Source organism: Arthrobacter terricola, assembly GCF_004354015.1.
In the GTDB taxonomy this organism is placed as follows: Bacteria; Actinomycetota; Actinomycetes; order Actinomycetales; family Micrococcaceae; genus Arthrobacter; species Arthrobacter terricola.
Genome location: NZ_SMRU01000064.1, coordinates 1 through 7783, shown reverse-complemented (window position 1 = coordinate 7783; position 7783 = coordinate 1). Strand labels below are relative to the sequence as shown.

Annotated in this window: 9 protein-coding genes and 1 pseudogene; 6 read left to right on the top strand and 4 right to left on the bottom strand. The window is 62.9% G+C overall.

Going from position 1 to position 7783, the window contains the following annotated elements:
- Both E1809_RS26940 and tal read left to right on the top strand, forming a co-directional pair.
- Positions 1 to 451, top strand: a pseudogene (locus tag E1809_RS26940) (hypothetical protein); the annotation flags it as partial.
- A gap of 161 nt (positions 452 to 612) precedes the next feature.
- Positions 613 to 1734: a transaldolase gene (gene tal / locus E1809_RS25825; protein WP_133207081.1), complete on the top strand. Its 1122-nt coding sequence runs from the start codon at positions 613 to 615 to the stop codon at positions 1732 to 1734.
- A 120-nt stretch (positions 1735 to 1854) separates the two neighbouring features.
- Here tal and ligD read toward each other — a convergent pair whose 3' ends face one another.
- Both ligD and E1809_RS25815 read right to left on the bottom strand, forming a co-directional pair.
- Positions 1855 to 2886: a non-homologous end-joining DNA ligase gene (gene ligD / locus E1809_RS25820; RefSeq protein ID WP_133207080.1), complete on the bottom strand. Its 1032-nt coding sequence runs from the start codon at positions 2884 to 2886 to the stop codon at positions 1855 to 1857.
- A gap of 180 nt (positions 2887 to 3066) precedes the next feature.
- Entirely contained in the window at positions 3067 to 3777 is a 711-nt protein-coding gene (locus E1809_RS25815; protein ID WP_133207079.1) for a hypothetical protein, read from the bottom strand.
- Positions 3778 to 4089: 312 nt separating this feature from the next.
- Here E1809_RS25815 and E1809_RS25810 point away from each other — a divergent pair, with 312 nt between their 5' ends.
- The 3 genes from E1809_RS25810 to E1809_RS25800 all read left to right on the top strand — a co-directional run bounded on the left by E1809_RS25810 (position 4090) and on the right by E1809_RS25800 (position 5556).
- Complete coding sequence (locus tag E1809_RS25810; RefSeq protein ID WP_133207078.1) at positions 4090 to 4338, top strand: hypothetical protein; 249 nt, start codon at positions 4090 to 4092, stop codon at positions 4336 to 4338.
- Between the two features lie 41 nt (positions 4339 to 4379).
- A complete protein-coding gene (locus tag E1809_RS25805; protein WP_133207077.1) occupies positions 4380 to 4712 on the top strand; it encodes a cupin domain-containing protein in 333 nt (110 codons plus the stop codon).
- Between the two features lie 79 nt (positions 4713 to 4791).
- Entirely contained in the window at positions 4792 to 5556 is a 765-nt protein-coding gene (locus E1809_RS25800) for a class I SAM-dependent methyltransferase (protein ID WP_205754344.1), read from the top strand.
- A gap of 56 nt (positions 5557 to 5612) precedes the next feature.
- On the opposite strand, the gene E1809_RS25795 is transcribed toward E1809_RS25800, so the two are convergent.
- On the bottom strand, positions 5613 to 6563 hold the full coding sequence (locus E1809_RS25795) for a 5'-3' exonuclease (RefSeq protein ID WP_133207082.1): 951 nt from the start codon (positions 6561 to 6563) through the stop codon (positions 5613 to 5615).
- 41 nt (positions 6564 to 6604) lie between these two features.
- Positions 6605 to 6868: a hypothetical protein gene (locus tag E1809_RS25790; RefSeq protein ID WP_133207076.1), complete on the bottom strand. Its 264-nt coding sequence runs from the start codon at positions 6866 to 6868 to the stop codon at positions 6605 to 6607.
- A 385-nt stretch (positions 6869 to 7253) separates the two neighbouring features.
- Here E1809_RS25790 and E1809_RS25785 point away from each other — a divergent pair.
- Positions 7254 to 7783, top strand: a 530-nt coding sequence (locus E1809_RS25785) for an MFS transporter (protein ID WP_133207075.1), incomplete at its 3' end; no start/stop codon positions are given.

The following is a 7783-nucleotide window of genomic DNA, read 5'->3' as shown; positions in this document are numbered from 1 at the left end:
GACCATCACCATGGCCGCCGTCTACAACTACTTCCGACACCACCACCCCGAAGAAAACGTCTGGCGCACCAAAGTCGCACCGATCCTCGGCGGAATCGGAATGGTCTGTGTCGTCATCATGATGATCACCAACCTGGACACCGCCGCCGGGCCCGCGGCCTCGACCCTGCTGTTCAAACTCATCCCCTACATCACCGCCGGGCTCTTCCTCGCCGGCGTAGCCCAGGCCCTCTACCTACGCAAAACCAACCCACTCAAATACGAAACCATCGGCCACGTCGCCATGGGAGAAGACGGACTCGGTCCTCGCCTGGATGCAGTAGACATCACCGACCTCAGCCCGGTCGAGCTCGGCGTTGCCAAGGCGCTTGGAGAGACACACGGCAAATTGACCTTGCACGACGAACTCGAGCTGGAACGCGAGCTCGAGCGTGAGCAGGAAGCGCCCTAAGCACCCTGCTCCGCGAACGGTGCTCCCGGCCACGGGCGGTACTACGTAGCGAAGCAAACCCTTGGCGGCCGGTGCCGCGGGACGACCCCCCCAGGGCATCCCGCGGCACCGGCCGCAAGCCGTCAACCGGCCACAATCTCCCAGAGGAAGTAGCAGAAGACATGACCAACCCAACACCCACCGCACAGCTTTCCGCCGCAGGCGTCTCCATCTGGCTCGATGACCTTTCCCGTGAGCGCCTCTCCAGCGGCAGCCTGCAGAAGCTCATCGACGAAAAGAACGTCGTCGGCGTGACCACCAACCCCTCGATCTTCCAGGCCGCGATCACCTCCAGCAACGACTACAAGGCGAAGATCGCGGAACTCGCTGCACAAGGCGCCGGCCTTGAGGACACCATCACCGAACTCACCACCACCGACGTCGCGGATGCGTGCGATTTGTTCGCCCAGATCGCTGCGGCGACCAACGGCGTCGACGGCCGCGTCTCCATCGAGGTGGACCCCCGCCTCGCCTGGGACACCGACGGCACCATTGCCGAGGCGAAGAACCTCTACAAGAAGGTGGACAAGGACAACGTCCTCATCAAGATCCCGGCAACATTGGAGGGCCTTAAGGCAATCACGGCAGTGCTCGGCGAGGGCATCAGCGTCAACGTGACCCTGATCTTCTCCCTCGAGCGCTACCGCGCCGTGATCAACGCTTTCCAGACCGGCCTCGAACTGGCCAAAGACAATGGCCACGACCTGTCCAAGATCCACTCCGTGGCCTCGTTCTTCGTCTCCCGCGTGGACACCGAGATCGACAAGCGCCTGGACGCAATCGGCACCCCCGCAGCCAAGGCCCTCAAGGGCAAAGCAGGCCTTGCCAACGCCCGCCTGGCCTTCCAGGCCTACGAAAAGCTGTTCTCCACCGAGCGTTGGGTCGTGCTCGCCGAAGCAGGCGCCCGTCCGCAGCGCCCGCTCTGGGCCTCTACCGGAGTCAAAGACCCCGCCTACCCGGACACCCTCTACGTCACCGAACTGGCTGCCAACGGCATCGTGAACACCATGCCGGAAAAGACACTCGACGCCACCTTCGACCACGGCGTCGTCACCGGCGACACGCTTACCGGCACATACACGAAGGCAAACACGGTCCTCACCGCACTCGAAAACCTCGGTGTTTCATACAACAACGTCGTTGCACTGCTTGAATCCGAAGGCCTCGACAAGTTCGTCGCGTCCTGGAACGAACTCCTCGCCGACGTCGAAGGCGCCCTCGCCGCCGCACGCAGGGCCGCCTGACAGGACCCGAATCCCCGCCGTTCAGCGGGCAGGCACTGATGCCGCCGTCGTCGGCCGCGCAATCCATGGTGCGGCCGACGACGGTTCACCGTGTAATCCGTCCTTAAGTCCGTTGCGCGCTTAGGACGATTCGCCGTCCTTGCGCGCACGGCTCGGCTGGACGCGAGGCGGCTCGCCCGGCATCTTGGGGTAGTCCGGCGGGAAAGGGAGCTCCCCAAGCCCGGAGCCGACGTCGCGCTCCCACCATTCCATCAGCGTGTCAATGTCGCCCGGATCCGCGTTCATGTCCGCCCACGGATCGCCTACGGTCTTGAGGCGGTCTGGAACCGTGAGGATGGTGAAGTCCTTGGGATGGACCTTCTCCAGTTCGTCCCACGTGATCGGACACGAGACAGGGGCGTGCGACAGGGCGCGCGGACTGTATGCGCCCGCTATGGTGCGGTCGCGATTGGCTTGGTTGAAGTCCAGGAACACTCGCTCACCGCGTTCCTCCTTCCACCAATTGGTGGTCACCTTTTCCGGCATGCGCCGCTCCAGTTCGCGGGCGGCGGCAATAACGGCGTGCCGCACCACCAGGAACTCCTGAGCCGGCTTGATCGGGGCGTAGACATGCAGTCCCCTATTGCCTGAAGTCTTGATGAACGCAGTCAGCCCGGCCTCATCAAGCACCTTCCTCAACTCCAGGGCGGCGGGGATGGCGTCGTCAAAGTCCGTGCCAGGCTGGGGGTCAAGATCGATGCGCAACTGATCCGGATTGTCCGGGTTTTCCGCGCGCGAAGGCCACGGGTGGAAGACCACCGTGTTCATTTGCACGGCCCACACAGCCGCCGCCGGCTCGTCGAGGACAAGTTGGGGGTGGGAGCGTGCGCTCGGATAAACCACCTTCACGGACCGAATGTAGTCGGGAGTCCCTTTCGGCGGATTTTTGGAAAAGAATTGCTCGCCGTCGATATTGTCTGAAAACCGCTGCAGCGAGACCGGCCGGTCGCCGTTTGCGGTGATAAACGCATCACCGACTTCGGCGATATAGCGCGCCAGGTCCAGCTTCGTCAGGCCCAATTCCGGCCAGAGAACCCGGCTCGGGCTGGAGATCCGAACCTCTCGGGGGCCATTTGGTCCGTCAACGGTGAAGGTAGTTGCTTCGCTCGCCATGGGGACAACCTACCCCGCCAGGCCGGATCCGTCAGCCTACAGAGCACCTCAGGGCAGATCCGAGCGGTCGCGCTGCTGCGCAAACCTTTAGGGCAGACGACGACGGCGGCCCTGCGGCTCCGCGGCAAGGCACCGTTGCGCGGGAGGTACCGCCGTCGCGTCGTATTCAGCAAATCACCGTTAACCGAGGACAGCGTTCACCAGCTTGACCAGTTCTGCCGCAGAGTCTGCCGTGACGGCGGTGCCGGTCTTGATCGCTGTAGCCCCGAGATTTCCTTTCACGCCTGTCACGGTAAGCGTGATCTGCTTCTGCCCCGAGGGCAGGACCTGGGTCATCAGCGCCCCCATCGACTGATCGCCGTTCGTCTTTTCCGACAATGGCTGGATCTGGGTGGGAATCTTCTGCCCTGCGAGCTCGATGGTGAACGTCGAGCACTGCGATAGTGCGTCAGTGGATTTCTTCGTCTGGCCCGACAGCACAGCCGGATCCTTCACAGCCAGGGCGGTGATCACGGTGGCGCTCTTGTCCGCAGCCGAAAGGCTCTGCCCCGCCGCATACGTTGCCCCGTCGGGGACTTGCGCATTGGTGTTCGCCACGGCAGCGCATGCCGGAGGCGTGATGACGGCGGACTGGAGCAACTGCTTTTGGGCCATCAAGCCTTGGTCAATCTGTGCAGCGGGCACCACAGTTAGCGGTTTTCCTTGCTCATCCTTCAACCCCGCAATAATCGAAGCAAGTTCCTCGTTCGTGTAGGTCTTCGGGGTGGGCGTCGGAGTGGGTGTCGGTGCTGACGAAGCGGCAGTGCTTCCGGCAGTTGTCGAACCTCCACATCCTGTGAGCGCCATTGACGCAGCCAGTAGGAGTCCGAAAAGTGCTGTCGTTTTCTTCATTTGTAACCCCATTTGTCATAGCGGCATGACGAGCCCGGGGATAACCGGCGCGGTCATGCCATAACCGCCCCGACTAGCCATGCCTACGCCGATCCCGGACAGTAGTGGATGTGATGGTTGCCACGGTACATAATCAGTAGGCTTCCTAAATAGAGTGTCCTCCACTTGGAAGCCGGATTCGTTCCCAAAGGGCTCCCCTGGTTCAAAGCAAACTAACAACCAATTCATCTTCCCTATGCAGGCTTCTGGCGTCACCATGAATCATCGGCGGCCGCAATTGAGACGGCTACCCAGTAAGTGAAGGGGCGTCCAATGGCGCGTTTCGATGATTTGAAATACACGAGGGACGAACTGTTGCTCGCTTTGGCGAACGACCTTGGCTGCAGCGCGGACGATCCACGCATCGCCGATGCCTACGATGATCTGGCAACCAGCTGGGCGCAGGGTTCACCCGACCCAGTAGCGACGTATAACGGCTACTTCGGACAGGGGCCAGTCGCTTCCGAGCTTGATATGACGATGGCCCGCGCGTGGGCCGCTGACCGAGTCCTCATCGACTGAACCGCCGAGGGCACCGTGTAGCTGAAAAAGAGGACAGCAAAGTGAAAAAGATGTCACTGACGGCTCTGGCACGGACCCAGTTGGAGGCGGCCCGCAGAGCTTCGAGCGGGCGTAGTGCCGACACCGTTTTCGGGGGCCACGAGCACATCATGCGCCAAACGGTCATCGCGCTGCGCGCCGGAGCTGTCATGGACGAACACGAGAACCCGGGCGAGGCGACAATTTACGTCCTGGAAGGGCGGGTGACCCTCACTGCCGGGGAGAATTCCTGGGACGGTTCTCCGGGCGATCTGCTCATCGTGCCCGATTCCCGGCACGGGCTGCGGGCCCATGAGGACTCCGTGTTCTTGCTGTCGGTCGCGAAGCGCCGCTGAACACTCCGGGGGTTTGAGGCGCATGTCCATCCTGCCGCGGGAGCAACCGGAGCCAACGCAGCTGCATCAGGCTCGACGGATGGCCGAGTCGTTCGGCCTCGATCCGCGGCGCTACGACGAGGCGAGACCGGGCTACCCCGACGACCTCGTGGCCCGTATCGTCGCCGGCAGCCCGGGGCCGGACGTGCTCGACGTCGGCTGCGGCACAGGCATCGCGGCCCGGCAATTCCAGGCTGCCGGCTGTTCCGTGCTCGGTGTAGACCCTGATCCGCGGATGGCCGGACACGCGCGGGCGCGCGGCCTGCAAACCGAAGTGGCAACGTTCGAAACCTGGGAGCCGGCAGGACGGGTGTTCGACGCCGTGATCGCCGCCCAGTCCTGGCACTGGATAGACCCGGTTGCCGGTTGCGCGAAAGCGGCCCGAGTCCTGCGTCCGAACGGGCGCCTGGCGATCTTCGGGCACGTCTTTGAACCGCCCGAGGAGATAGCCGAGCCGTTTGCCGCCGCTTACCGGAAGGTTGCGCCGGAGTCCCCGTTCGCCAGTCAGCCCGCGGGCCGTTCACTAGAGACGTACCAAGCAGGGTACGCGAAGATCGCCGATGCGATCAGCGAGACCCGGCATTTCAACGACCCAGAACAGTGGCGATTCGACTGGGAGCGGTCCTACACGCGCGAAGAATGGCTGGAACTGCTCCCCACTACCGGCGGTGTCACCTGGCTTCGTCCGGATCAGCTGGCCGAAATACTGGGCGCTGTCGGCCGCGCCATCGATGGGCTGGGCGGCCGCTTTACGATGCCGTACACCACTTTGGCGACGGCCGCCACACGCGCAGACGCTCGTTGATCCGATCCCACAAGACGGACTCCGTCCTGTAAAGGATGGTCCGGCACGGCGTCTTGTTACTGGCTGAGGTCGAGGGCTTCAAGGAGTCGTTTCACTGAGCCGCCGAGGTTCCACTCGGTGGCGAGGCTTTCGAGTTCGGCGCGCGAATCGCCGACGACGGGACACAGCAATGCGCCGGCCTCACCAAGACTGGGCACTGCGAGGTTCTTAACAACGTTCACGACGGCGGGCGCGACGGCGAGATAGTCGGCGGCCGCGGCGAGTTTCGACCTCACGGGCGCGGACAGTCCGCTGCCCCCATCCGACGCCGCGGCGAGCAACTCGTCCAGGGTGCCGTAGGCTGCGAGCAACGACGCCGCAGTCTTCTCACCGATCCCGGCAACTCCCGGGAGCCCGTCGGAGGCGTCGCCGCGAAGCGTCGCGAAGTCGGCGTACTGCTCGGGCAGCACGCGATACTTTCCGACGACGACGGCATCGGTCACGATTTCGAGGTTCTTCATACCCCGCGCGGTATAGATGACCCGCACTTGGCGGGCGTCGTCGACGACCTGGAACAGATCGCGGTCGCCCGTCACGACGTCGACGGGTATCTCTGCGTGACTGGCGTAGGTGCCGATGACGTCGTCGGCCTCATGTCCGGCAACCCCAACGACGGCGATACCGGCGAGACCGAGCACCCGTCGGATCAGCGGAATCTGCGCTTCAAGCTCGTCCGGCACCACTTCGATGTCCGGGGCCCCCGCCACCAACTCCGCGACCCGGTGCGACTTGTACGTCGGGATCAGGTCCACTCGCCACTGAGGACGCCAGTCGTCGTCCCAGCACGCCACCAGATGCGTCGCCCCGTATTCGGTGGTGAGCCGCGCGATCATGTCCAGCAGGCCGCGAACGGCATTCACGGGCGTGCCGTCGGCCCGACTGATCGAATCCGGCACGCCGTAGAAGGCACGAAAGTACAGCGACGCGGTATCGAGGAGCATCAGGCTGGCCATAAGCGATCCTTGCATCCCCAACCGACGGTTTGCCAGCACCAAGGGTCAATCCAAGGTCACGCCTCTCCTTCACCTCTCGGTTCCGGATCCAGTGCCGGCACTCCCCCGGCACGCGATCTGTCCCCCGCGTCAACCAGGGTCCACATGGCGCTTCCTCCGTCGTGCGCCGGCATGATGCTGCCCTCGAAGACAAAAATTGCCTCGCCCGATAATTCAAGGGGCTGCCACAATCCGTTCGCAGGGCAATGAGATCCAACGCCGACCACCATCGTGCCCTGAGAATTACCTGGTTCCCGGTCGGTGTTGCTGAACTTCTTCATTCCAGGCTTCCTTGCGCTGCGTTGGCGGGTCCCATGATCAAAAAATCGATCTGCGGCTCAATGATAGGCAACGAAATCGACGCTGAATAAGACGAAAGCGAAATGACCAGATAAGGCTTTCCTATGGATGGCCATTACTCGGCTTTCCGGGTGTCCAACGTCTCCCGCCTGCAGACATAACTGATCGCTATGTAGGAACACAAAAACTGTCTTTGTGTGAGCCACACCCCAAACGCTAGTTTGATGTCTGAGACCAGTCGGCAAGCCGCAAAGCACACGATGGTCATACGAGAGAGTTCACAGCAGGACGTTCCACTCGAACTCTCTTTTCCACAGCCCACGTGTGACGCCAAGCCGCTGTTCACCCATCGCCAATGGAGACGAATTGACTCAAACATTAGTTCCAAAGAAGACGCCAGCCAGGGCGGCATTCGCCGCTTGGATCGGCACGACCCTGGAGTACTACGACTTCGCGGTGTATGGCACCTCGTCGGCGTTGATCCTGAACGTCCTCTTCTTCTCGCCCCAGCTGCCCACTGGCATCAGCGTCCTGCTTTCCTTGATCACCTTCGCGGTCGGCTACGCCGTCCGTCCCCTCGGCTCCCTCATCTTGGGCCCCATGGGCGACCGCTACGGCCGCAAATTCGTCATGATGCTCACCTTGTTCGGCATCGGCGGCTGCACCTTCCTGATCGGCTGCCTGCCCACCTACGCCCAGATCGGCTCTCTCGCACCGATCCTGCTCGTGGCGATCCGCGTCATCCAAGGACTGTGCCTCTCCGGCGAGCAACCCAGCGCGATCACCATGAGCCTGGAGCACGCTTCCGAGCGCCGCCGCGGGTTCGTCTCAAGCTTCACCACGTTGGGCTCCGCCTCCGGCACACTGCTCACCCTGCTGGTCTTCATCCCGATCTC

Bases quoted from the DNA above. Each gene is read 5' to 3' on its own strand.
- tal (WP_133207081.1), top strand. From the start codon at position 613: ATGACCAACCCAACACCCACCGCACAGCTTTCCGCCGCAGGCGTCTCC.
- ligD (WP_133207080.1), bottom strand. From the start codon at position 2,886: ATGGCGAGCGAAGCAACTACCTTCACCGTTGACGGACCAAATGGCCCC.
- E1809_RS25815 (WP_133207079.1), bottom strand. From the start codon at position 3,777: ATGAAGAAAACGACAGCACTTTTCGGACTCCTACTGGCTGCGTCAATG.
- E1809_RS25810 (WP_133207078.1), top strand. From the start codon at position 4,090: ATGGCGCGTTTCGATGATTTGAAATACACGAGGGACGAACTGTTGCTC.
- E1809_RS25800 (WP_205754344.1), top strand. From the start codon at position 4,792: ATGGCCGAGTCGTTCGGCCTCGATCCGCGGCGCTACGACGAGGCGAGA.
- E1809_RS25795 (WP_133207082.1), bottom strand. From the start codon at position 6,563: ATGCAAGGATCGCTTATGGCCAGCCTGATGCTCCTCGATACCGCGTCG.
- E1809_RS25790 (WP_133207076.1), bottom strand. From the start codon at position 6,868: ATGAAGAAGTTCAGCAACACCGACCGGGAACCAGGTAATTCTCAGGGC.